The sequence below is a fragment of the Roseivirga sp. AWQ4_251 genome, assembly GCF_056158225.1.
In genome coordinates, this window is sequence record NZ_JBSWSW010000002.1 from 1,442,106 (window position 1) to 1,468,622 (window position 26,517).

12 protein-coding genes are annotated in these 26,517 nt (G+C 42.1%); 5 read left to right on the forward strand and 7 right to left on the reverse strand.

Annotation, left to right across the window (positions count from 1 at the left end):
- Positions 1–273: 273 nt before the first annotated feature.
- From ACXACJ_RS20315 to tamL, 4 genes are all read left to right on the forward strand, one after another.
- Positions 274–11,220, forward strand: a complete 10,947-nt coding sequence (locus ACXACJ_RS20315; RefSeq protein ID WP_475136260.1) for an NHL domain-containing protein — start codon at positions 274–276, stop codon at positions 11,218–11,220.
- Positions 11,221–11,297: 77 nt separating this feature from the next.
- Positions 11,298–11,702 carry a hypothetical protein gene (locus ACXACJ_RS20320; protein WP_475136261.1) on the forward strand — a complete coding sequence of 135 codons (405 nt, stop codon included), beginning with the start codon at positions 11,298–11,300 and terminating at the stop codon, positions 11,700–11,702.
- A gap of 196 nt (positions 11,703–11,898) precedes the next feature.
- On the forward strand, positions 11,899–16,902 hold the full coding sequence (locus tag ACXACJ_RS20325) for a translocation/assembly module TamB domain-containing protein (RefSeq protein ID WP_475136262.1): 5,004 nt from the start codon (positions 11,899–11,901) through the stop codon (positions 16,900–16,902).
- Positions 16,899–19,181: a translocation and assembly module lipoprotein TamL gene (gene tamL, locus ACXACJ_RS20330; RefSeq protein WP_475136263.1), complete on the forward strand. Its 2,283-nt coding sequence runs from the start codon at positions 16,899–16,901 to the stop codon at positions 19,179–19,181. Before ACXACJ_RS20325 ends, tamL begins: the two co-directional genes overlap by 4 nt.
- On the opposite strand, the gene ACXACJ_RS20335 is transcribed toward tamL, so the two are convergent.
- From ACXACJ_RS20335 to ACXACJ_RS20365, 7 genes are all read right to left on the reverse strand, one after another.
- Positions 19,178–19,804: a sulfotransferase family 2 domain-containing protein gene (locus ACXACJ_RS20335; RefSeq protein WP_475136264.1), complete on the reverse strand. Its 627-nt coding sequence runs from the start codon at positions 19,802–19,804 to the stop codon at positions 19,178–19,180. The genes tamL and ACXACJ_RS20335 overlap by 4 nt on opposite strands.
- A gap of 1 nt (position 19,805) precedes the next feature.
- On the reverse strand, positions 19,806–20,411 hold the full coding sequence (locus ACXACJ_RS20340) for a sulfotransferase family protein (protein WP_475136265.1): 606 nt from the start codon (positions 20,409–20,411) through the stop codon (positions 19,806–19,808).
- Between the two features lie 11 nt (positions 20,412–20,422).
- Positions 20,423–20,995, reverse strand: a complete 573-nt coding sequence (locus tag ACXACJ_RS20345; RefSeq protein ID WP_475136266.1) for an aspartyl/asparaginyl beta-hydroxylase domain-containing protein — start codon at positions 20,993–20,995, stop codon at positions 20,423–20,425.
- A gap of 154 nt (positions 20,996–21,149) precedes the next feature.
- Entirely contained in the window at positions 21,150–23,039 is a 1,890-nt protein-coding gene (locus ACXACJ_RS20350) for an asparagine synthase-related protein (protein ID WP_475136267.1), read from the reverse strand.
- Positions 23,040–23,062: 23 nt separating this feature from the next.
- A complete protein-coding gene (locus ACXACJ_RS20355) occupies positions 23,063–23,341 on the reverse strand; it encodes a lasso peptide biosynthesis PqqD family chaperone (RefSeq protein ID WP_475136268.1) in 279 nt (92 codons plus the stop codon).
- A 45-nt stretch (positions 23,342–23,386) separates the two neighbouring features.
- A complete protein-coding gene (locus ACXACJ_RS20360) occupies positions 23,387–24,313 on the reverse strand; it encodes a hypothetical protein (protein WP_475136269.1) in 927 nt (308 codons plus the stop codon).
- A 71-nt stretch (positions 24,314–24,384) separates the two neighbouring features.
- Entirely contained in the window at positions 24,385–25,266 is an 882-nt protein-coding gene (locus ACXACJ_RS20365) for a glycosyltransferase family 8 protein (RefSeq protein WP_475136270.1), read from the reverse strand.
- Between the two features lie 122 nt (positions 25,267–25,388).
- On the opposite strand from ACXACJ_RS20365, the gene ACXACJ_RS20370 reads away from it, so the two are divergent.
- The gene (locus ACXACJ_RS20370; protein ID WP_475136271.1) at positions 25,389–26,495 is read left to right on the forward strand and encodes a DegT/DnrJ/EryC1/StrS family aminotransferase; all 1,107 of its coding nucleotides are present in this window, start codon (positions 25,389–25,391) and stop codon (positions 26,493–26,495) included.
- Positions 26,496–26,517 lie beyond the last annotated feature (22 nt).

A 26,517-nucleotide genomic window follows, 5' to 3' on the forward strand; every position in this document is an offset into this window, starting at 1 on the left:
AAAGTCAATCCTCCCAACCTCCTTCGCCAAGGAGGAGTGTCCGTGCAAGTATCATTGGGCAGAATTTCATAGATATGCTACTTACCAGAAAATCACCTTTTGAAAGGATGTGGCAGGAGGATTAAAACTCCCCCTTACACCCTCTAAACTGCATTTGGCAGAGAATTACCAGAAGCTGGCAGCCATTTACCACAGCGTAGCAATCAGATTCAAGAATTTGCAGCATCCCTTACTGTGTTTCGGTATGGGTAATTCTTGAATCAAAAACTGCATATGAAGCTGCTCATTAGTCCTCATCCAAAAAGCTCTTTTCGTCATCTATTCAGGCGAAACGGAAAGCTAGTTTTTACCCTTCTGCTCCTGTTCATTTTTAGTTTGCAGTCAACGGCACGTCCTTGGCACAAGCGACTTTTCATCAAAGAAAATTTTGGTGCTATATCGAATTCATCTTCTGGTGAAAATGATGGCAATGAAGGAAAGGCGAAATCGAAAGACAAAACCAAAACAGGAGCCAATACACCTCCCGGTTTTGATTCCAGTCCAAAAACTACGGCTGGCGACAATGCACCATACGTTTACTTTATCGAAACCTCCGATGCTGATGGTGATCCGCTCACCGTTACCGCTCCAACTTTGCCTTCTTGGCTTAGTTTTCATAATCCGACTGACTTAACAGTACACACTTCTGCTGGGAATGGAACAGGTACAATGGCCGATGGATCGGGCACAAGCGCCCAGTTTTCCGATCCGAATAAAATTGCTGCTGACGCTTCGGGCAATCTATATGTGGTTGATGAAGATCGTATGTTCATCCGAAAAATTACGGTTTCAGGGGAAGTAACCACTTTAGCCGGAAATGAAAACTATGTGTATGGCGGCTATGTAGATGGTCTCGGAACCGAGGCTGCGTTTGATGGCATCAATGCTATTGCTGTTGATGCTCAAGGAAATGTTTTCGTTTCGGAAGAAAATAATTTCGTGATCAGAAAAATTACTCCAAACGGATTAGTCTCCACTTTTGCCGGGCAGCATAGTTCTTATGGTCATGAGAATGGCACCGGTACGGAAGCCAAATTCAAAAAGCCAAATGGATTAGTTTTCGATGCTTCGGGCAACCTATATGTAACAGATGAAAGCTATCGAGATATCAGGAAAATTACGCCTGAAGGAGTGGTTACTACCTTTGTTGGCGATCCTTATTCTTTAGCAAATAGCGATGGAACAGGTACTTCTGCACGCTTCGGAAACCCTTGGGCCATGACCATTGATGATGAGGGTAATATCTATGTTTCAGATACCTATTACGATATCATCCGCAAAATCACTCCCGAAGGTGTATCTACAAAATATGCCGGTGGAGGAAGTAATGCCACTGGTTCGGCACTTACTGTGCAGTTCACTTATGTTCCTGATCTAGCTTTCAGCAAAGGTAAAATCTACCTTCTGGATCAGAATTATCTGAAGACCATCGATAAAAATGGCTTGGTGGAAATTGTGGCCGGTCAGAGCAGCTATGGTTATAGCGATGGTACAGCAACAGCCGCTTTATTCAATGGGCCAGAAGGAATAACTGCTTCACCTTCAGGCCTCATTTATATAGCCGATAAAAACAATCGAAGAATTCGTAAAGTGGTGAAAGCTACTCCTTATTTGGAAGGAAGCACAGAAGGCCAAATCGGGCCACACAATGTAGTGCTTTCGGTTACCGATGGAGTTGACTCTGAAAATCAGCCTTTCACCATCAACGTTGTGGATGGCACACCGCCAGTTTTTAGTTCAGGGACTACAGCTTCTTTTCAAGAGAATTCAACTGGAACGGTTTACACTGCTCAGGCAGCTGACGCCAATGTAAACAATACCGTGAGCTATAGCTTGCCAACAGGCTACGACAACGACTTTTTCAATATCAATGCTTCTTCCGGAGAACTTACTTTTAAAGCCTCACCAGACTACGATGCCTTTGCCGATGGAGATAACAATAACATTTACCTAGCGGGAATTGTAGCCAGCGATGGCAGCAACCAAGCAACTCAAGTTGTTTCAATAACCGTAACCAATGTTAATGAAGAACCTGAATTTACTTCAACCGAAATAACCAGTTTAGATGAAAATGGCGCATACTCTTATGCCATTGCCGCTACTGACCCAGACCAAAACTTGCTTCAGATCAGTGCTCCAACCCTACCCAGCTGGTTGAGTCTTGCTGGCTCGATTGGCAATGTGGTTGAAACCTACGCTGGTGAGAAAACAAGAAGCTTTACTGGCTACGATGATGTAGCCCTTTCTCAAGTGGCTTTTGATTCGCCAGCAACCATTACTATGGATGGTTTGGGCAACATTTTCGTAAGAGATGATGAAAGTCAGGTGAGAAAAATCGGTATTGATGGCATGGTAACCTGGTATGCCGGGGCCATAACTTTTGGAACCACAATAGGTCCTGGCCCATCGTTGAACGGAGTAGCCGGTATGGTAGCCGATGATGAGGGCAATTTGTTTATTTCAGCTTCTGGTTCAAGAACCATTTATAAAATCACCCCTAACCATGACGTAACCATTTTAGCAGGAGGCGGAAGCTATGGTTATAAAGATGGAACAGGAACTGAGGCTCAATTTTTTAATCAGGCAGGGATTGATTTAGATGCTGACGGAAACCTGTACGTAGCCGATAAGTCAAATCATAAACTCAGAAAAGTTAGTCCTGAAGGCGTAGTAACCACCATTGCAGGAAGCAATCAGGGAATTAAAGAAGGAACAGGCACCGAAGCGCGTTTCTATAACCCAACCCAAGTGGCAGTAGGTAATGACGGAAATATTTACGTGGCCGACCTTTCAACCATCAGAAAAGTTACTCCAGAAGGTGTTGTGACCAGATTGGCAGGAGGAAACGGCTCTGGCTATATAGATGGTACAGGGACCGGTGCACTTTTCCGAAATATTGATGCCATTGATTTAGATGACAACAATAATGTTTATGTGGTTCAGCGTAGCGACAATGTTATTCGAAAAATCACTCCTGAAGGTGTGGTAACCACAGTTTTCGGAAGCTCTTCTTATGGCAATGTAGATGGAACAGGAACGGCTTCAAGATTCCAGAATCCATCGGGTTTGGTCATAGATAAGGCTGGAAACATTTTCATTTCAGACGAAGGCAACAAAACTATCCGATTGGTGAAAGGCTCTACTATTTTAGAAGGTACAGCTAACGTTGCGCCCAACAATTATAATGTGGTTTTAACCGCTACCGATCCGGGTGGGCTCAGCGATTCGCAGAGTTTTGCCATTACAGTAAGTGATATTACCGATCCAGTATTTGCTTCAGCAACCACGGCTTCCGTAGCAGAAAACACCACTGAAGCGGTTTATACGGCTGTGGCTACAGATGGAAGCGCAATCACTTATTCTTTGGGTTCAAGTAATGATGAGGCTTTGTTCAATATCGATGGAACAACGGGTGAAGTAACTTTCATTTCAATACCAGACTTCGAGAATCCATCAGATGGTGATACAGACAATGTGTATGTGATCAACGTGAAGGCCAGCGATGGCACAAACGAAGTAGATCAAAATGTGACCATCTCTGTAACCGATGTTCACGACTTCGATCCTGTTTTCACTTCTACTCCAACAATTACGGTAGGCGATAATGAAACCAACTATGAATATTCAGCTTACGCCTTCGATGGTGATTTGACTGATGTGCAGTTTACCGCTCCAACACTGCCAGCCTGGCTTAGTGCTTCTTTCTCTGTCAAGAATGATGTTATAGATAAATTCGGCAGTGATAATGGACCAGCAAATGGCACTGGAACTGAAATCCTCTTTAGTTATCCTAATGGTATTCTGATTGATGATGATGGAAACATTTATGTTTCAGAAGATGGATCAAACGCTATAAGGAAAATTACTCCCGATGGTGTTTCTAGCAATTTTGTGGGTTCATTGACAGAGTACGCAAATGTAGATGGAACTGGAACTGATGCGAGGTTCCGTGGGGGTGGCGGAATGGATTTTGACTCACAAGGCAATATTTACCTTGCTGGACTGAACACCAATTCAATCCGAAAGATTACTCCTGAAGGTGTGGTGACAACCATAGCAGGGGGCGGCTCTCCGTTCTCCGAAAACGGTGTAGGAACCGGAGCAAGTTTCCATAGCCCATTTGATTTAGCAATAAACTCACAAGACAATATTTATGTAGTTGAATTTAACTCTACCGCGATAAGAAAAATCACCCCTGATGGTACCGTCACGACTTTTGCCGGACTACTTAATGGTTATGGTTATCTGGATGGAACAGGAACCGATGCTCGCTTTACCTATTTATTGGGGATTTCCATTGACGGGGAAGATAATCTGTACGTAGCAGACACATACAATGAGCGAATTCGTAAAATCTCACCTAGTGGTGAGGTAACTACTTTTGCAGGAAATGGCACGAATAGCAATATCGATGGAATAGGAACCAACGCCACTTTTAGCCGCCCAGAGGGTATTCATACTACGCCTGAAGGTATTTCATATGTGTTCTCTGAAAGTGAGGGAACAGTAAGAGAAATCAAGCCGAATGGCCAAGTAACAACCATCATTGGTGATGTGAGTACTGGTGATTTGGAGGGTTTAGGTACGAATGCCCGTTTAAAACAACCTACGGATATTGCGGTTGATAAAAATGGTAACCTTTTCATTGTAGACCACAAAAGCCATAAGATCAAAATGGCCAGCGCGGGTACAATTACCCTTACAGGAAGCACGGTAGATCAGGTAGGTACGCACACGATAAAAATAACAGCCACCGATGGTGATGGTGTTTCTACAGACCAAGATTTCACCATTACGGTGAGCGATGCCACTGCTCCTACATTCAGTTCTGGTCTAACGGCAAACTTTGCGGAAAATGGAACAGGAACGGTTTATACCGCTGGTGCTACAGATACCAACAGCCAAGCTACTTTAGCCTACAGTTTCGGTTCGGGCAATGATGAAGCTTTGTTCAACATCGATGGAACAACGGGCGAAGTAACCTTCAAAACTTCTCCGGATTTTGAGATTCCAGCCGATGCGAATGAAGACAATGATTACGTCATCAATATAATCGCTAGTGATGGAATTAATGACACTGATCAAGATGTGACCGTTACGGTAACCAATGTTCACGACTTCGATCCTGTTTTCACTTCTACTCCAACAATTACGGTAGGCGATAATGAAACCAACTATAAATATTCAGCTTATGCCTTCGATGGTGATTTGACTGATGTGCAGTTTACAGCGCCAACACTTCCTACATGGTTAAGCAAAAAAATCATCGCTAAGTATGATGTGATTGACACGCTAGGCGGCAGCTATGGCTCAATTAATGGTACCGGAACTGAAATTGGCTTTAGCTTTCCCGAAGGTATTCTGATTGATGATGATGGAATCATGTATGTTTCTGAAGGAGGTAACGGTGCTATTCGAAAAATCACACCAGAAGGGGTCTCTAGCACTTTTGTGGGTTCATTGACAGAGTACGGAAATGTAGATGGAACTGGAACTGATGCGAGGTTCCTTGGAACTGGAGGAATGGATTTTGACTCACAGGGGAATATCTATGTAGCGGGAGTAAACACTCACACTATCCGCAAAATTACTCCCGAAGGTGTGGTGACAACCGTAGCGGGCAATGGCTCTGCTGCCTCCGTTAACGGTGTAGGAACCGGAGCAAGTTTCGATACCCCAGTTGATTTAGTAATAGACTCTCAAGACAATATTTATGTGGTTGAAGAGAAATCTCATGCAGTCCGTAAGATAGCGCCCGATGGTACGGTCACTACTTTTGCCGGAGCAATTGGTATTCATGGTTATCAGGAAGGATCAGGAACCAATGCACGTTTTTACTACATAAGTGGAATTAGCATTGATGGTAAAGACAACCTGTATATAGCTGGCAAATACAATGAGCGAATTCGTAAGATTTCACCAAGTGGAGAGGTAACTACCTTTGCAGGAAATGGAACCAGTGGCAATACCGATGGAATAGGAACCAATGCCACATTCAGTCTACCAAATGGTATCCATACTACGCCTGAAGGTATTTCATATGTATTCTCTGAAGGTAAAGGAACTGTAAGAAGAATAACCTCTGACGGAGAGGTAACTACCATTATTGGTAATGTTACTTCTGGTGATTTGGAGGGTATAGGCACTAATGCCCGTTTAAGCAACCCTAAGGATCTTGCGATTGATAAAAATGGTAACCTTTTCATTCTAGACCATCAAAATCATAAGATCAAAATGGCTAGCGCGGGTGCAATTGCCCTTATAGGAAGTACGGTAGATCAGGTAGGTACCCACACTGTAAAAATAACAGCTACCGATGGTGACGGTGCTTCTACAGACCAAGATTTCACCATTACGGTGAGCGATGCCACTGCTCCTACATTCAGTTCGGGTCTAACGGCAAACTTTGCCGAAAATGGAACAGGAACGGTTTATACCGCTGGTGCTACAGATACCAACAGCCAAGCTACTGTTGCTTACAGTTTCGGTACTGGCAATGATGAAGCTATGTTCAATATCGATGGAACGACTGGCGAAGTAACCTTTAAAACCTCTCCGGATTTTGAAATTCCAGCCGATGCGAACACGGATAATGCTTATGTAATCAATGTGATTGTTTCAGACGGAATCAACACAGTAAACCAGAATGTGACGATTACGGTGACCAATGTGGATGATACCGATCCAGTGTTCACTTCAGCAACCTCAACCACTTTTGCTGAAAACGGAACTGGGGTAGCCTATACCGTTGCCGCAACGGACGCAAACACAATCACGTACAGTTTTGGCTCTGGCAATGATGAAGCCTTGTTCAATATTGATGGAACCACTGGCGAAGTGACTTTCAAAACTTCCCCTGACTTTGAAATCCCAACCGATGCGAATACCGACAATGCTTATGTGATCAATGTGATTGCAAGTGATGGCATCAACTCGGTAAACCAGAATGTGACGATTACGGTGACCAATGTTGATGACACCGATCCGGTATTCACTTCTTCAACCTCAACCACATTTGCTGAAAACGGAACAGGCGTGGCCTACACCGTTACAGCAACTGATGCGAACACGATTACTTACAGCTTAGGCACAGGCAACGATGAAGCCTTGTTCAATATCGATGGAACTACTGGCGAAGTAACCTTCAAAACTTCTCCAGACTTTGAAATTCCAACCGATGCGAATACGGATAATGCTTATGTGATCAATGTGATTGCTTCAGACGGAATCAACACAGTTAACCAGAATGTGACGATCACGGTGACCAATGTTGATGATACCGATCCAGTATTCACTTCGGCAACCTCAACAACTTTTGCTGAAAACGGAACTGGGGTAGCCTACACCGTTACAGCAACTGACGCAAACACAATCATGTACAGTTTTGGCTCTGGCAATGATGAAACCTTGTTTAATATCGATGGAACCACAGGTGAAGTAACTTTCAAAACTTCCCCAGATTTTGAAATCCCAAGCGATGCAAACGCAGATAATGACTATGTGATCAACGTGGTTGCTAGCGATGGCATCAATACTTCCGAAATTACAGTTTCGGTTCAAGTAACCGATAACAACGATAATTATCCTGTGATAACTAGCAACGGAGGTGGTGCCGTGACTGAGATAAGTATTCCGGAAATGTCTACTACGTTGATAACCACGGTAACGGCCACTGATGCAGATGCTCTAACACCTTATTTTAATTTCATTCTAAATAGTGGAGCTGATGAACAATTGTTTAGTATCGACCTTACCACTGGTGAACTGTCTTTTAATATAGTACCCGATTTTGAGAATCCACAGGATAGTAATGGAGACAATGTCTACGAGGTTGCAGTATTGGCAATAGATGGTCCTCAAGCAACGGAGGGTACTTTAGCAACAAGACAAATGATCAAGATAACCATTACTAATGTTGATGACACCGATCCAGTATTCACTTCTTCAATCTCAACCACGTTTGCTGAAAACGGAACGGGCGTAGCTTATACCGTTGCGGCAACTGATGCGAATGCTATTACCTACAGCTTCGGTTCGGGCAATGATGAAGCCTTGTTCGATATAGATGGAACCACTGGCGAGGTAACCTTCAAAACTTCTCCAGATTTTGAAATCCCAGCAGATGCGAATACGGACAATGACTACGTAATCAATGTGGTTGCTAGCGATGGCATCAACACAGTGAACCAAGATGTAACTATCACGGTGAACAATGTGGATGATACCGATCCAGTGTTCACTTCTTCAACTTCAACCACTTTTGCCGAAAATGGAACAGGCGTGGCTTACACCGTAGCCGCAACCGATGTGAATACAATCACTTACAGCTTAGGCACAGGTAATGATGAAGCCTTGTTCGATATCGATGGAACGACCGGTGAAGTAACTTTCAAAACTTCCCCTGACTTTGAAATCCCAATCGATGCGAACACCGACAATGCTTATGTAATCAATGTGATTGCTTCAGACGGAATCAACACAGTGAATCAAAATGTAACCATCACGGTAACGAATGTTGATGACACCGATCCTGTATTCACTTCTTCAACCTCAACCACGTTTGCTGAAAATGGAACAGGCGTGGCTTACACTGTTGCAGCAACCGATGCCAACGCTATTACTTACAGTTTCGGTACTGGAAACGATGAAGCCTTGTTCAATATCGATGGAACGACTGGCGAAGTGACTTTCAAAATTTCCCCAGACTTTGAAATTCCAACCGATGTGAATACCGACAATGCTTATGTGACCAATGTGATTGCTTCAGACGGAATCAACACAGTAAACCAAGATGTGACCATCACGGTGACCAATGTCGATGATACCGATCCAGTATTCACTTCGGCAACTTCTGTGAATTATGCTGAAAACGGAACAGGCGTGGCTTATACAATTACAGCAACCGATGCAACCGCGATTACTTACAGCTTCGGTTCTGGCAATGATGAAGCTCTGTTCAATATCGATGGAACGACTGGCGAAGTGACTTTCAAAATTTCCCCAGACTTTGAAATTCCAACCGATGTGAATACCGACAATGCTTATGTGATCAATGTGATTGCTAGCGATGGAATCAACTCAGTAAACCAAGATGTGACCATCATGGTGACCAATGTCGATGATACCGATCCAGTATTCACTTCGTCAACTTCTGTGAATTATGCTGAAAACGGAACTGGAGTAGCGTATACCGTATTGGCAACCGATGCAAATGCTATTACTTACAGCTTCGGTTCGGGCAATGATGAAGTTCTGTTCAATATCGATGGAACCACTGGCGAAGTGACTTTCAAAACTTCCCCAGACTTTGAAATTCCAACCGATGCGAATACCGACAATGCTTATGTGATCAACGTGATTGCTAGCGATGGAATCAACTCAGTAAACCAAGATGTGACCATCATGGTGACCAATGTTGATGACACCGATCCGGTATTCACTTCTTCAACCTCAACCACTTTTGCTGAAAACGGAACAGGCGTGGCCTATACAGTATCGGCAACCGATGTGAATGCGATTACTTACAGTTTCGGTTCAGGTAATGATGAAGCTTTGTTCAACATAGATGGAACTACGGGTGAAGTAACCTTTAAAACTTCCCCAGACTTTGAAATTCCAGCAGATGCAAACGCAGAAAATGTTTATGTGGTCAATGTGATTGCTAGCGATGGAATCAACACAGTGGACCAGAATGTAACCATCACAGTAACGAATGTGGATGATACCGATCCCGTGTTTACTTCAGTAACTTCAGTTAACTATGCTGAAAACGGAACAGGCGTGGCTTACACCGCTTCGGCAACCGATGTGAATGCGATTACCTATAGCTTCGGTTCTGGAAACGATGAAGCTTTGTTCAACATCGATGGAACCACTGGCGAAGTTACCTTCAAAACTTCTCCAGACTTTGAAATTCCAACCGATGCGAATACCGACAATGCTTATGTGATCAATGTGATTGCTAGCGATGGAATCAACTCAGTGAACCAGAATGTGACGATTACGGTAACTGATGTTGACGAAGTAGCTCCTTCGGTAACATTAACCGCAGGTGATTTAGCCGATGGCGCTTACGTAATAACCGCTCAATTCAGCGAAGCCATTACCGGATTTGCGGTATCGGATATTACCACAGATGCTACGATAAGCGACTTCACTGCTGTTGATGGCGACACTTACACTTTCTCTGTGACTTCGAGCGGTAATTCAGCTTCTGTTAGCATAGCAGCCAATGTGGTCACCGATGCAACAGGAAATAGTAACACGGCTTCGAATACCTTGAATTTGGTTTACAATGTAGCGCCAACCGGTATCACCTTAAGCGCAAGCAGCATTGTGGAAAACAATGCGGTAGATGCCGAAATAGGAATATTCAGCACTACGGATGATGATGCAGGCGATACGCATACTTACGCTTTAGTTTCTGGCGAAGGAGATGCAGACAACGCAAGCTTCACTATCAGTGGAAGCAGCTTGCAAGCCGCTGAGGCATTCGACTTCGAGACAAAATCGAGCTACAGCATTCGAGTAAAAACTACGGACGCGAATGGAAATACTTTCGAGAAGGCTTTCGAAATAAGTGTTGAAAACCAAGCAGAGGCCATGATCACGGTTGATGGTGAAACGGAGTTTGAGCAAACCATTCTAGGTTTAACGAGCACCATCACCTGGACAATAAGCAATGATGGCGATGCGGACACCGAGGTTACGCTCAGCCAAGCTTCTGAATTCTTCGGCCTAAGTGAATCTTCAATTCATGTGGGCGCAGGAGAAAGCAAGGAGGTTACTTTGAGTTTCTCTCCAATGGAAGCCAAGGTTTATACCAGCGAAGTTTCATTCGCTTACCAAGTGACTTCAGCCATAGAAGGCTCATTGACAAAAGATCTGAGCGGTGAGGGAATCATTGTGACAGGCATCGACAATGGTCAGATTAAGGAAAGCCAGATCAATGTTTATCCGAATCCTGCCAGCACTTATATCACCATCGATTTGAGCGAACTGAACGGAATGCCTGTGGATATCAATATGATCAACCCGAACGGTGTGGCAGTTTTCCAGAAAGCTGATTTTGACCAGCCTGAACTGAGATTGGATGTGAGTAGCTACAGCAGCGGCCTTTATATCATTCGGTTCAACAATGGTAAATCGCTAGTAAGGAAGAAGGTTTTGGTAAGGAAGTAATGATGATTTTGAGACATGAGATTTTAGATGTCAGACTTCAGAGAAAACAACTAAAGATGAAAACAAACAGAATATATATGTTAATACTGGCGGTGGCAATGGTGGCGCTGTCATGTAAAAGTGATGATCCGGATGTGCCTAATGCTAAGGAATTGGCTTTTGAGAAACTCTCTGGCCAATGGGACTTAGGGCAAACGGGAAGTATTAAGGTAGACGGCTCCAATGTGAGCCCTAACTACCCTGGTTTTGCGCTCTCTTTCACCGATGGCGGTTATACTACCACAAATGCAGGCGACCTCTTCAATGCAAGCGGTACATGGGAATGGGCCGATGAAGACGCACAAACACTGACTTTGGACGATGGAAAGCTGATCATGATCAATTCTCTCACGACAACCGAATTTATCTTCAGCTTTACCAAGTCCGAAGGTTCTGTCAGAGCAGGCATAGAAGGCAATTATGTGGTTACGGTGATAAAATAGTTTGTATCCCCACGTTAGTTTGAGTCCGAGGCCCCGTTGAAAAGCGGGGCTTTGTTTTTTACATGAAATCGAATTCACAAAACTTTCTTCAATCGGTAAAACCTAAATATGCCCAACGTAGTTAGGAAGAAACCATTTCAGGGCTTTCCAAAGCACTTTTCGAAACGGAAAATCATTCGCCTAGCATACAAGCATTTTGAGTAAACTGATTAAGAACCGCTTTTTAAGAATTCTGCTCCGAATATTCCTCGGCATATTCGTGTTTTTGGCTTTGGTGATTCTCTTTATCCGCAGCCCTTGGGGGCAAAATATCATTGTCGGTAAGGCGGTCAATTTCCTGAAAGACAAAACCGAAACCGAAGTAAGTATCGATAGGCTTTACCTCACCTTTGGTGGAAACCTTTCTCTGGAAGGGCTTTATGTTGAAGACCTGAAGCAAGACACGTTGCTTTATTCCAATGATCTTGAAGTTTCGCTGGCCTTAGTTCCGTTGATCAAAGGCACGGAAATCAACATCAAATCTGTGAAATGGCAAGGGTTGAGGGCAAAAGTGTCAAGACCTTCGGAAAGTGAATCCTTCAATTTTCAGTTCTTGATCGATGCATTTGCTACACCAACTGATACCACCACAACCTCATCCACTTCAAGTCCTGAACTTGAAATTGGCGATATACAACTCGGCCAGTTCAATGTCGATTTTAATGATGGATTCGTTGGAATGAACGCTTCGCTTCAGTTGGGAGAACTCAATTTTGAAGTGAAGAAATTGGATTTGGAGCAAATGATTTATGCGGTCGATGAGCTTTCCATTTCAAATACGCAGATCGAATATGAATTGACAAAGGCTGCTCAGATTACAGAAACTTCAACTGAAGAATCTGCTGAAACCCAATTACCACAAATTTCTGTGGGTAAGCTGAAGTTGGAAAAGGTAAATCTGGACTATAAATCTCATCCTGACCAAACCTTTGCTTTGGCCAATATTGGCTTGCTTCAACTTGATTTGCCACAGGCAGATTTGAACAGTCAGAAGATCGTTCTGGATGAATTGGTTTTCAATAATTCCAAAGTGGTTTTCAGGCAAATTCCTTCGGAACAAGTTGCTGTTCCGACAGATTCAACCGCTTCCACTGAATTTGTTTGGCCCGATTGGAATGTGGAGGCGAAAAGTATTTCGCTTCAGAACAATCAGGTTGAGTTGCAAACCGCCAATACTTATTTAGAAGCAGGAGTTTTTAATGCAGAATGGCTTCAATTTCGTCAACTCAATTTCGAAGCAGAAGACATTTCCTTGAAACCGAATCAGGCTCATTTAGCGCTGCACGAACTGGCTTTTCAGGAAAGAAGCGGCTTGAACATTCGGAAAACCAATTTCAATCTGGATGTCGATCAAAAGCACATCGCACTGAAGAATCTTGATTTTGAAAGCAAATCCAACCTGCTTTCTGGCAATGTTCAACTCGAATTCAATTCGCTGAACAGTTTTCTGAATGCTCCAGATTCTGCTTCTGTCAATATCAATCTGGATGAACTTAAAGTGGATTTGGAAGAAGCTTCCGTTTTCAGCCCCGACATTAAGAAAAACGAATATGTAAAAGCACTTTCTAAAAAGGAGCTTTCAGGAAAAATCAACATAGAAGGCAAGCTTAATGACCTTGATATTTCTACCATCCAATTGAATTGGGGAAAGACTACTGCGGTAAATCTTGTAGGTAAAATTCAGCATGTTTTAGAACCTGAAATTCTAAGCGCTAACATTCCAAAACTTTCATTCAGTGCAACGAAATCAGACTTATCAGCCTTTGTCAATCCAGATTCGATGGGTGTGGAGTTTCCAGAAAAGGTCGATTTAAAAGGAAGTTTTCAAGGCGGTTTAAATGATGCAAAAACTCAGTTGCAGTTAAAAACCACTTCTGGAAATATTGATTTGAATGGGCTTTTCCAGCAGAAGGAAACACTTGCTTTTCAAGCGAACATTAAGGCGGAAGAAATTCAACTGAATAAGCTGCTGCAAAATGATCAGCTTGATACTCTTTCATTTTCCATGAATTTGGAAGGCAGCGGAAAAAACCTGAACGAGTTAAATGCTAAGCTGTCCACCGATTTTGAAAGGCTCAAGTATAATGGCTACGATTTCTCGAATCTAGAATTGCAGGGCGATATCACCAATGGAAATGGAGAGGTCGACTTGAAGTTTAAGGACGAAAACCTCGATATGGAAATGACAACGCTAGTTGAACTCGATTCTGTTGCACCTAAAATCGACAATACGCTTACCGTTCGTGGTGCAGATTTACTCGCGCTTGGCCTGACTGTGGAAGATGTGCGAACTGCTTTTGTGATGAAAACCACGTTTGCTGGCAATGCTTCAAACTTCGATTTGGAAACGCATCTGGACGATGCAATCGCCATTTATAATCTGGAGGCCTACAATTTTGGCGATTTCAATCTAAAAGCGGTTTCCTCGCCCGACACTACGCATGTCAATATTCAGAGCCAAATGCTCGATTCTAAAATCAATTCGAACAAAGGTATTCAGGAAATTATTCCGCTCTTTCAGCAAGAAGTTGAGCGCTATTTAGGTACACTCAGCCAGCAAAAACTCGACACCATGCAAACCAACACAAAGGTGGATGCTAAGCTGGTGGTTCGCCAATCGCCACTCATTTCCAAAGTGTTTTTCCAGAGTTTGGAACGCATGGATTCCATTTCGCTCAAAATGAATTTCGATTCGGATAGCAGCTACCTTTCTGCGGAACTTCTCGCGCCATACATTCAATATGAAGGCAGTTCGGTGGATAGTTTGGGGCTGAAATTGAATGGAAGAGGCGACAGTCTGAATTTTCTGCTTGGTTGGTCGGGCATTGAGGCTGGCCCGATTTCCGTTGACGATACCAAGCTGAATGGAAAGGTCAATAAGGGTTTGATTACTTCGCATTTCAGAGTGATTAACCGAAATGAACTACTGTTGAATATTGGTTCCGAAGTGCGATTGGGCGATACCTTGATGGTGCATGTTTTACCCGACAGCTTGATTTTCGATAGCAATCCTTGGCGCATTCCTTCAGAAAATCAATTAGTGATGGCGGGTGAATACCTAAATATTGAAAGCTTTGAGCTTTCCAATGAATCGCAAAAACTGACCGTTGGAACGAACCTTTCGGGTCAGGAGAAAGAACATGTCGGGGCTGTTTTTAGCAACTTCCATTTGTCTACAATCACCAGTTTATTGAATCCTGATAAGCCACTGGCCGATGGTACCTTGAATGGTGAAGTGGTTTTGGAAAATCCATTCGGAAACTTTGGAATGGTGGCCGATTTGGACGTTTCCGAGCTCTCAACCATGAATATTCCTCTTGGCAAATTAACGCTGAAAGCACAGGCGGCTGGCAGTCAAAAGTATGAAGCCAACATGACGGTGAAAGGTGAAAACCTGGATTTGGATGTTTCGGGAAGCTACCTGGCTTCGGCAGAAGGTGGCGATATTTCGCTAAACATGGACATCAATCGCCTGAAAATGTTGGTGATCGAAGAACTTTCCAACAATACCATTTCAGAAACGGAAGGAAATCTTGCCGCTTCGGTTGAGGTTTCTGGAAACATGAATGATCCGCAGTATTCTGGAACCTTAGATTTCAACCAGGTGAGCCTTTTGGTGAATGAGCTGAACACAAAATTCGCTATCAGTCAGGAACAGCTCGAAATCAATAATGATGGATTATTCTTGAATAATTTTCAAATCACCGATGAAGACAATAATGACTTCAACCTCGATGGAAAAATTCTTACCGAAAGTCTGGTAAATCCGAGTTTCGACCTAAAACTGACAGCCAACAATTTCGGAGTAATCAATTCTACTGAAGAAGATAGCGAACTTTTCTACGGGCAAGTAAATCTCGATGCCGATTTGACAATTACTGGTGATCTGACCATTCCGAAAGTAAGGGGAAGTTTGGCCGTTAACGAAGGTTCCGAACTCACTTTCACGGTTCCAGAATCTCAATTGGAGTTGAAAGAACGCGAAGGTGTTGTGGTGTTTGTCAATAAGAAAAACCCTGATGACATTCTTACCAGAGTAGAAGAAGAAAAGGCTTCGGGCTTTGGTGCTTCGCTTTCCGGCTACGATATCGAAACGGTTTTCTCCATTGGTGAAAATTCGCAGTTCAACATCATCATAGATAAATCTACAGGCGATAACCTGCAAGTGACAGGAACTGGAGACTTCAATTTGTCTATTGAACCGAATGGCAGAACCAGCCTTTCTGGGAAATATGAGTTGAGCGGAGGTCATTACGAAGCCAGTTTGTTCAATCTGGTAACACGCAGATTTGATATCGCTTCGGGCAGCACTATTTCATGGTCGGGCGATCCTTATGATGCTAAATTGGAAGTGAGAGCAGTTTATGAAGTGAAAACATCAGCTGGTCCGCTGATGGCCACCCGAACTTCTGCAGAAAATACGGGTATTGAAACTTCATATCAGGAAAGATTGCCGTTTCAGGTTTATATCAATGTAAATGGTCAGTTGCTAAAGCCTGAAATTTCGTTTACGCTGGATATGCCTGAAGATGACAGAAGCGCTTTGAGCGGAGCTGTTTATGGGCAGGTTCAGCAGCTCAACGGGCAAGAAGAAGAGCTGAACAAACAAGTCTTTTCGCTGTTGGTATTGAATCGTTTCTTCCCGAGTTCGGGTAGCGATGGTAGCAATGGTGGCCCAGCTTCTTTGGCATTGGACAACGTGAACAAAGTGCTTTCCAGCCAGCTGAATACTTATTCGGATAAGATTTTTGGTAGTGCAGTCGATGTCGGTTTCAATCTAAATAGCACTGCGGGGAATGATAGCAATGGTGGTCAAGCTCAGACACAATTGGGCATTACGGCCAAAAAACAGCTTTTCAATGACCGATTGATTATTCAGGTGGGCAGCGAAGTGGATGTGGCCGGAAACCAAAATGCTTCTCAGGGCGCACCAATTATTGGAAATGTGAGCTTGGAATATCTTCTCACCGAAGATAAAAGGCTTCGTTTGAAAGGCTTCAGTAGAAATAAATATGAAGGTGTAATCGATGGTCAGCTGACGGTTTCGGGCATTGCGCTGATTTTCACTCGCGAGTTCAACAAGTTGAAAGAACTTTGGACAAAACAGGTGAAAGAGGAAGTTGAAAAGGAAAAGGACGATAAAGAAAACGAAGAGAAATGATAGTGCGTCAGCCATCGGGAAATTTGAGTTTTGCGTTGCTTTTGGCAGTGTTGCTTATCAGTTCGTGCAGCGTCCGAAGGTTTGTTCCCGAAGATAAATATCTGCTGAAATCGAGCGAAGTGGAGGTTTCTTCCGATGAGAAAATCAAAGATTTGAAGAATGTAGATTCGGAGTTGGAAGGCCTATTGCGACCTGAACCAAACTCAGCATTTCTGGGCATGCGAATCGGTTTGAACGCACACTATAAAGCGCAAAGGAAAAAGCCTGGTTTCATTACTAAATTCCTTAATAAGAAATTCGGAGAAGAGCCCGTGTATCTCTCAGATGCAGACACGAGCCGAACGATGGAACTGATGAAAAATCGGTTGGAAAATAGCGGCTTTTTCAATTCACAAATTGCTCCGTATGTCGAAAAGGGCAAGAAGTTCGCGAAGATTAAATATAAGGTCACGGTTTCTGAGCCGTATACTTTGGCTAGCTATCAGCTGGATTCTGGTCAATCTGCCTTGCATACTGCCTTGAAAGAATCGCTGGAAGAAACGAGAATTAAGGAAGAAAGTCGCTTCAACCTAGACCTGTTTAAAAGCGAAAGAGATAGAATTGATGAAGACCTGAAGAAGAAAGGCTATTACAATTTCAATGCGGGTTTTCTGATTTTTGAAGCCGACACCAATCAGTACGATAACCGCAAATTCGACTTGTTCTTAAGGTTGAAAAACGAGGTGCCTCATAAGTCTAAGGTGCCTTATGTTTTAAATGAAATCAAAGTATATCCACATTACACTTTGCCAAAAGATGAAGCGGAAGATACGGTGACCATAAACGGAATTAAGTTTATTCAGGAGCCGGAATTCTTCAAACCTGAGCGAATGGAGCCTTATGTTCTATTCCGAAAAGGGCAGCTTTATAATCCAGATACTTCCAGAATTACCAGTAATAGACTCGCCTCTATTGGGGCATATAAATTTGTGAATATTCGCTACGAACCCGTAAATCCTACTGATTCTCTAAGCGACACTTTAAAACTGGATGCCAACATCTACCTTTCTCCGTTGAAGAAAAGGTCGATACGAGCGGAAGTTCAGGCGGTTACCAAATCGAATGGTTTTGCTGGGCCAGCTATTGCAGCCATTTACAGCAATCGCAATTTGTTCAGAGGTGGCGAAGTGCTCAATTTCTCTGGAAATTTTGGCTATGAAGTTCAGCTGGGCAGCGATGGAAGAACCACAGGATTGAGCAGCACGCAAATAGGTTTTAAAACCAGTTTGATTGTGCCTCGGCTTTGGCTGCCGCTCAATGTGAATGACAGGTTTTTGTACTCGGTCCCTAAAACCAATATGAGCCTTGGTGTCGATTTTTTTGACAGAAGTAACTTGTATAGCCTAAATTCTCTGAATGCAAGCTTTGGTTATAGTTGGCGAAAAAGCCAGTCGATTTACCATGAACTGAATCCCTTCAACGTCAATTATGTCAACACTTCCAATATTACCCCCGAGTTTCAAGCCATTCTGGATCAAAACCCTTTTCTCCAAAGCAGTTTTCAGCAGCAACTTATAACAGGCTTAACCTACACTTTTGTGTATAATCAGCTGACGGAAAATAAAAAGAGGAACCCGATTTTGGTAGTGGCCAATATCGAAGTTGCCGGCAGCAATGTGGGTTGGTTGAGCAAAAAAACAAATGAACAAGGGCAAAAAACGCTATTCGATATAGCCTACGCGCAATACACAAAGGCCGATGTCAATTTTGTATATAATTACAGAATAGGCGGTTCTCAGCAGTTGGTGGCTCGGCTTTTTGGTGGGTATGGCTTGCCTTACGGAAATTCCGAAACGCTACCCTTCTCCAAACAATATTTTTCTGGCGGCCCTTCCAGTGTGCGAGCATTTAGAACACGATCACTAGGCCCAGGAAGTTACCAGCCAGATGCCACGGATCAGGGTTCATTCTTCGATCGATCTGGAGACATTCGTTTAGAAGCCAACCTTGAATTTCGTTTTCCGATTTACTCCTTTTTGAAAGGTGCTTTTTTTGCTGATGCCGGAAATGTTTGGCTGACCCATGAAAATTCAGCTTTGCCTGGCGGAAAATTCAGTAGTGATTTTTTGAAAGAACTTGGAGTTGGTGTGGGAGCAGGCTTGCGTGTAGACATTCAGAATTTCGTGATCCGTTTCGATTTCGCCAGCCCCGTGCACAAACCATATTTGCCTCTGGGCGATAGAACCCATTTCGACCTGAAAGAAATCCTTTTCAATTTTGGGATTGGCTATCCGTTCTAATCGAGTGCGTAGCCAAACGTTTCAAAATCCGCCTTGTAGGTCTTTTGAACCAATTTTTTCAGTTCTTCATCCAAATAAACCGACCAATGCTGATGTTCGGACGCATTCCTTTTTTGTATCGAGTTGGGGTTGATTTTCAGGTGTTTACAAATGCTTGAAAAGTCCTCGTGTAGAGTTTCTAACTGGCCAATGTTATTTACAAGTAATATTCCTTCTTTATCGCATATAAAATGCGTTTGAGGTAAGAAATGAAGCTTTTTGAAGGTTTCTGTGTTTTGAAAAAGAAGCTTCATAAAGGCAATTGGGTTAAAATTAAAGGCCTTGTTTTTTCCATGTAAAAAGAAGCATGAGGAAACAAATCGATCATATGGATTTCTTACAAAAGCAAATTTGAAATAGGAATCCCAAATCTCATTTGGTAGGTGCTCTTTAGCTTCTAAGGCAGTAATATGACCGTGCTCTATTTGGGCCAATGGCTCAATGGGTATCCTTTTTTTCGTGAAAAGATCGACTTGTTCCCAATCCTCTTCCGAAAGAATAGGGCGCAAGGCATATCTCACAGCATGAGTGCCTGTTTTGGGAATTGCGAGAAAAATGAACTTGTGTTGATGAGAGACAATCATGCTAACCCACCATTTTTTTAATGAAGCTTTTCACTCTTTTGAATCTGCTTTTTTGGGTTTTATTCAAGTGGGGAAATGGTGTTGAGGGAATCGGTTTGTTTAGAAAAGTGCAGATTTCTGGCCAGGCATCACCTTTTTCCCAGTCCAATATGATCAAATCTTCGGGGCGATCCTTAAAATATGCTCTCACTTCTTGATTGTGGGCTTTGTATTTTTCGAGAAAAAGAGACTCGTTTCCTTCTGGATTTCCAACCCCATAAATCCATTTTCTGAAATCAGATTCACCTTTAAAGTAGCGTTTGGCACTTGCAAGCCATTTATGGTCATCGCGGATGGTCAGAATGAACTTGCTGTTAGGGAATTTTTTATCAAGCTCTGGATATATGGAAAACCAAGGATTATCCTCCATCGCATCGGCTTCTTCAGCAATCTCTAAAATGGCTTCAAGGTCTCCTTTCTTAAGCAACTCCATCATGGTTTGGTTGCCAAGCTTGCTTCGTACCGTTCCTGCACCATGAAAATTGGAATAGCCTAAAATCTCCAAGGCTTGCCCCAAAGAGGTTGTGCCTGTTTTATGAAAGCCAATTCCAATTACTTTTTGCTGCATGCCTTAATGGGCTAGTTTGTCTCGTTGTAGTATTCGAAAATAAGGTGAATTCTATCTGTATCGCCATTATTTTCTGCCCAGTGATGAGTGTTGTTGTTTACTTCATAGCCAAAGCCTTCCTTCATATGGACCTTATATTTTCCCATTAAAGGTTTCTCTACATAGAAAAACACCTGATCATTAGTAAAAAGTGGTACATGAATTTTATGTGGAAATTTAGCAGCAGGAGCACCATCAATATGACGGTCAATTTTGCCTCCAGCAGGCATTTTGGCCAACATAATTCTAGGATTCTTTCCGTTTTCATAGCCATATTCAGCCGTTACGGCTTCTATAATCGGCAAAATGTCATCCTTCCATTCTTCCCAAATAGGGTAATCGAAGAATTGAGTGTGATCTCGCAAATCGTGTAAAAACCTAAAAACGATATGCTGAGTTTTACCCAATACGGCAAACTTGTTTGGTTTATCCGCATTTTCGGCTTGCCATAAAGATTGCGGTATTTCTGAAACACGTTCCTTTAATCTGGTAATGTCCACAGAAGCCAGTTCTCTTATTCCTTTGGTTTTGTTTTCGTTTTGCATCTTATGAGCCTCTCGAGCTTTTTTAGGTCTCAAAACTGATCGGAAATCAGCTTTGTCAGGGAGCTAATGTCGATAAAATCTCGATGATTTTAAAAGTCTTTAATCATGGTTAACCCTGTTTTTGAATAGATTTTTGAATGTTTTTAACGGGACGTTAGTCCAGTTTTTTCTTGAAGATTAAATGATTAATCAGCGGGGTTACTTGGTAGAGCTGGTGATCTGCTCCCCTTTTAAAGTCTACATTACGCGTTTTATTAATCTTGGTGAAATCGGCATAAAGATGATAAGGGTGATCTTTAGGGATTTCCGATAGTTCCTTGGCAAGATCATCCAGTCCTTCTCCTGCCAAAACTTGTGGATTTGAGGCACCGTGTTGCCCCGCATGATTCCACCAAAGGCCAAGCGGTTCTACATTTTCATGAGCTTTTCGGATTAAATAACGGCCATATCCATTTCTAGACTTGTACTGTGGAGGAAGGGCCAAGTAAAACTCTAGCAATTCTAAATCAAGAAGAGGGTAACGATATTCCAAATGAAACGACCTAGTAGCAATGTCGCAGGTTGCTAGTCTAAAAGGCATATTTGGGGTTATGAACCTCTTCGCTTGGCGCTCTCGAAGGTTGCCTTTAAACGCAAAAACATCAATGCTACGCTTAAGTCTTTCTTCAATATTAACCTTTTGGGCAAATGCAGGCTGAATGGGTCGTTTGGGTAATTTTGTAATATGGTTTCTTTCCAGATTTCTAGCCCTGCTTGTCATGGTGCTCTGGTCAACACCTATTTTATCAAGAAATACTGATCCGGAAAATTTTATGGCGTTCCATATTACATTTTCCTTATCCTTCTTGCTTCTTTGTTTTACTTCGTCCCAAAATTCCCTGAAATGGCCAGTGGCCAAAAGTTCTGTGGCTACGCTCAAACCTGAAGAAACCATTTCCTGACCACCAAATCCTGAAAACAATACTCGACAGCCTTTTTCTTCACATTGTTTATAAATGATATCCCGAAACATTCCATTCATGTCGCGGAGCGGCTCATCTTGCACACGGAGGTTCCATTCCAAAGCAGCCTTCATGTCCCTTTCTGTTCCGTTGACGTAGTTCACTTTCAGGTTTTTGGCTTCGCTGAAAGGAAGAATATATTTCTTCTCGCTTAAAAACTCGAATTCATCTCTAGGCGGAACAATTGAAAAAGGGAGAAAATTAGAGCCAATCTGCTGATGCAGATGATGAACCACAGCTGATGAATCCAAGCCTCCACTTAATTCTGAAGCAATACCATACGATGTTCTAAGCCTTCGTTTGACTGAGATATCAAGTTTTTCATTAAATGCTTCGATGCATTCTGCCTCGTTTGAGAATTTGAGTTCAGCCTTTGTGTCAAAGTCCCAGTATTTATGGATCTGAAGCTGGCCTTTGTGGAAAGATAGTGAATGTGCACCATCCAATCTTTGAATGGCTTTGTACATGGTATTGGTGCGATCGACATGGCGCCTGATTAGAAAATCAGCAATCCAGAGTTCATCCAATTCCTTGCTTACACCCTCAATGCTCAATATGCCTTTTATTTCCGATGAAAAAGCAAAAAGGCCATCGTTGATGTAGTAGTAGAAAGGTTTTATGCCGACCTGATCTTTTGCACAAAAAAGCCTTTGCTCCTTTTCATCCCAAATTGCAAAAGCAAAATCGCCAAGGAGATACTTTGGGCAGTCCATACCCCACTTTTCGTATGCTTTTAAAATAAAATGGCTATCGGGGCTGCTTTCTCCTAACTCAGGAAAGTGTTTTTTCAGAACGTCCCTATTATCCAATCGCGCATCGGCCGTAATGGATAAACCCGCGGAAGAGGTAAAGGGCAATTCCTCTTTGAGTGATTGGAGTGTGTTGAACAACATGAGGTGGCCTAAACCTATGTTTTCCGCATGCCATTCACCTGTTTTATCGGCATTCCAATGGTTCAGCCTTGTAGACATTAAAGTCAGTCTTTTGGCTATTTCATTACCAGAAGAGGATTTAACGTTGCAAAGACCAAAAATGGCACTCATTGCTCTTTAGTCTAAAACTTGATTCAGGAAACCTTTATGATTCTCTCATTTTCAAGAGTAGAGAGAAAAGCAAGCACTTCAGTTTGGCAGGTATTTTTATCGATGTCGTAAGTTTTCAATAGTTCATCGCATAATTCATTTACCGTTTTAGGCTCTTTTAAAAGTTGCCAAATGGCGAAGCCCACTTTGTTCACTCCAAAATACTTTCCACTTTCAATGTCCATCATAACAAGTTCTCCACCTACTTCGCTTGTTAAAAGTTCTCCAGATTTTGAGATGGTGTTGTTTAATTGAATGCTCATAATTCTAAATAAGTAAATAAAAATAGGGCTTAGACTCGTTTAAATCTACGACTTAAGCAAATTTTCAATTTGTGATACTATTCCTAACTTTTCCTCTGAGTTTTCTGGTCGGGTTAGCTCATAAACCTGAATGGTTTTTGAAAGCATCACTGCTTGTCTAAAAATTTCTTGGGAAACTCCCAGACCACTCACCAACTTGAATCTAAATACATTGGAAAGAACAGCGTTGAATTTTTCACTTCCTTCAAGCTTTCGGAATGCGTATTCCTCTCCCTTCTTAAGATGAAAAAGATGACTTATGTTACATGGAACAGGTCTATTTTCTGATTCAATAGGCAGAAAACTTTTGGTGTCATTGGTACCAACTTTTTCTAGACAATCGGCAGCTTTGGGCAATGCCTCGGCAACATCGGGAGTTAATTTTAAGCGCGAAGTACCTGGGTTTAGCAATGGATTCCCCGACTTGTCGAAATAAATTACTGAAACGTCATCAGTAATTACTTTGTAGCCATTCAGTAAGAATGAAGCGGCAGTAGTTGATTTTCCCATACCAGAATTCCCTGCAAATAAGATTGCCTTTCCTTTAACTTCAATGGCACTTGCGTGAATGGGCATCAACTTTTTTTGATGCGAGATGGCACCAAAAACTGAGGCTAGTATAAAAATGCGAAGTTCATTTAGCGCAACATCTTTTAGTGGATCGATGGTGATGTATTTGCCGTGAGTGGCCATAAATCTGCCCACGTCTTTCACCGTTAGAATGTAGTGGTCTGGCTTTATCTGAAAACCATATCCCTTTTTTACTCTTCCTTCTAAAACTTCCGGTACCTCGCCAAAATGAATAAATACATCCACATCTTCAGTAGCTTCTATGGGCCAAAGTTCAGGGAACTCGGTTTCAGAAGCGACAACCCAACCATTTACAGTATAAAAGAAAGGCAAGGAGTTAGATGAAAGGGTATTGATTTCCATTCGGAATAATGGCGATTATTTTGATGTTTATTCGTTTCGCAATAATGCTGAATTATTTTCTAAAGTATCTATTATGAGAGCACTTTTGAAAGGATAAGTTGACGCAGGGTTTTTAATTTGAAAGATTGTTTTAACTCTCTCATAAGAACCGTACGATAAGTTCTATGCCACTCTTTTAAAAATGGAGAAGTAGTTTTGAATCGAATTTTTGAATTAAAAATAGGTCGAAAAATCCAGGGCTTTGGATGTCTTAAAAAGTGCCAAACTACTGCTTGCTGAGCAACATCATTAGCTACAGCTTCTTTTAAAAGCCAATTATATTTAGCCTCTAACCAATTTACCTTTTCATCAAAAAATTTATTCAGTAAAAACTGATCTGTGTGCCCTGTACTTACTGATTTGAACGATTCCTTTTTGATTCCATTTACCAATTCCAAAAAAGTATTTGTGCCGAAAAACGAATTGTTGATGATAAAAACCCCAGAATTAAATACCCTTTCGAAGCTACTTTCTGAAAATGAAGCGCGCTGGAATGTGATTTTATCACGGCCTTCCTTGGTATTTGAGGATCTGTCAGGGCAAGCTGAAAAACCTTCAGAAATTTCAAATAAAGGTTGCAATGAGCCTCTTATGAGAATATCACTGTCTAAAAAAAGGACTTTTTCGTAGGCTGATAAATTGAATGCCTCAATGCTCCAAAATCGATGAATTTTGTTTTTGTACTGCGGTAGTTCTTCAGACAGCCTTTCTACTGCAATCTTGAGCTCGGTGCTTACTTCAACAAATTTAATCGGAAAATGAGTAGTCAATTCCTGCTGACAAGCTTTCGCCAAACCATTATGAACCACAATAAAATCGCAAGAAAACCTAGCATTGTTTTGAACAAAGGATTGTAGCAACACTTTTGTTCCTGCAAGGTAATTTTGACTTGTAACCGTCACCAGCGCGTTCATAAGATCGAAGAAAATGAAACCATCATTAATTTCCTATTCAGCAGTGCGCTACCAAAACACTTCCTTGCATTGGTAACACTAGCTTATTTTAAGCATATTCGCTTTTTATAAAATTTGATCCTATGGAAGTGCCATTTTTGGATTTGAAAAGGCAATACAATTCTCTAAAGTCACAGTTAGATAAGGTAGTTCTGGATGTTGTTGAAGAACAGTGTTTTGTGAAAGGGAAGAGGGTTGAATCATTTGAAAATGAGTTTGCCGAAGCGAAGCAAGTAAACCATTGCTTGGGAGTGGGAAATGGCACGGATGCCCTTTTTATAGCACTCAAAATGTTAGAAATTGGGCCAAATGATGAAGTGATAATCCCAGCTCATGGCTGGCTTTCTGCAGCCGAAATGATTTTTCTTGCTGGTGCTACTCCAGTTTTTGTGGATGTTTCGCCAGAGTCATTTTGCATCGATACGCGCTTGATTGAACAGCGCATTACTTCCAAAACAAAAGCTATCATTCCTATTCATTTATATGGCCAAATGGCAAACATGAATGATTTGTTGGCTATTTCAGAAAAACATGGGTTACATCTGATTGAAGATTGTGCTCAAGCTCATTTCGCAACTCAAAATGGTTTGCCTTCAGGAAGTATCGGATCTTTGGGAACCTTTAGTTTTTATCCTAGCAAACTTTTAGGAGCATTTGGAGATGCGGGCTGTTTAATTACTAATCAACAAGATTTATCCTTGAAATGCCGAGCTTATGCAAACCATGGGGAGTTGAAAAAAAATGAACATCAATTTTTAGGGATTAATAGCCGTTTGGATTCCATGCAAGCAGCGGTACTCAGTGTAAAACTGAAGCATGTTGCCGCTTGGGTTGAAGGCCGTAATAATGTTGCTGCTTACTATAGCAATAGCCTTAAGGTTCTTGGCCAAGTGACCCCCCCTAAAATAATGGACGGCAATACCCATGATTTTCATCTTTATGTAATCCGTTGTGAAAGAAGAGACGAACTTCAGGCGTACCTCGGTTCCAAAGGTATTCAAACAGCGATTCATTACCCTAAAGCCACTCCTTTTACGGATGCTCTTCTAAAGCATAATTTTAAGTCAGAGGATTTCCCAGTGAGTCACCAACTGCAACAAGAAATTCTTTCATTACCAATGTTTGCTGAAATGAAGGAAGAAGAAATGGCTCATGTAGTGAATTGTATTCATGAGTTTTATTCGCATTAAAAATCTTTTGTTTCGAAAAAGG

Coding starts and splice junctions, on each gene's coding strand:
- ACXACJ_RS20360 (WP_475136269.1), bottom strand. CDS start 24,313: ATGGAAATCAATACCCTTTCATCTAACTCCTTGCCTTTCTTTTATACT.
- ACXACJ_RS20320 (WP_475136261.1), top strand. CDS start 11,298: ATGTTAATACTGGCGGTGGCAATGGTGGCGCTGTCATGTAAAAGTGAT.
- tamL (WP_475136263.1), top strand. CDS start 16,899: ATGATAGTGCGTCAGCCATCGGGAAATTTGAGTTTTGCGTTGCTTTTG.
- ACXACJ_RS20370 (WP_475136271.1), top strand. CDS start 25,389: ATGGAAGTGCCATTTTTGGATTTGAAAAGGCAATACAATTCTCTAAAG.
- ACXACJ_RS20365 (WP_475136270.1), bottom strand. CDS start 25,266: ATGAACGCGCTGGTGACGGTTACAAGTCAAAATTACCTTGCAGGAACA.
- ACXACJ_RS20345 (WP_475136266.1), bottom strand. CDS start 20,995: ATGCAAAACGAAAACAAAACCAAAGGAATAAGAGAACTGGCTTCTGTG.
- ACXACJ_RS20350 (WP_475136267.1), bottom strand. CDS start 23,039: ATGAGTGCCATTTTTGGTCTTTGCAACGTTAAATCCTCTTCTGGTAAT.
- ACXACJ_RS20340 (WP_475136265.1), bottom strand. CDS start 20,411: ATGCAGCAAAAAGTAATTGGAATTGGCTTTCATAAAACAGGCACAACC.
- ACXACJ_RS20335 (WP_475136264.1), bottom strand. CDS start 19,804: ATGATTGTCTCTCATCAACACAAGTTCATTTTTCTCGCAATTCCCAAA.
- ACXACJ_RS20355 (WP_475136268.1), bottom strand. CDS start 23,341: ATGAGCATTCAATTAAACAACACCATCTCAAAATCTGGAGAACTTTTA.
- ACXACJ_RS20315 (WP_475136260.1), top strand. CDS start 274: ATGAAGCTGCTCATTAGTCCTCATCCAAAAAGCTCTTTTCGTCATCTA.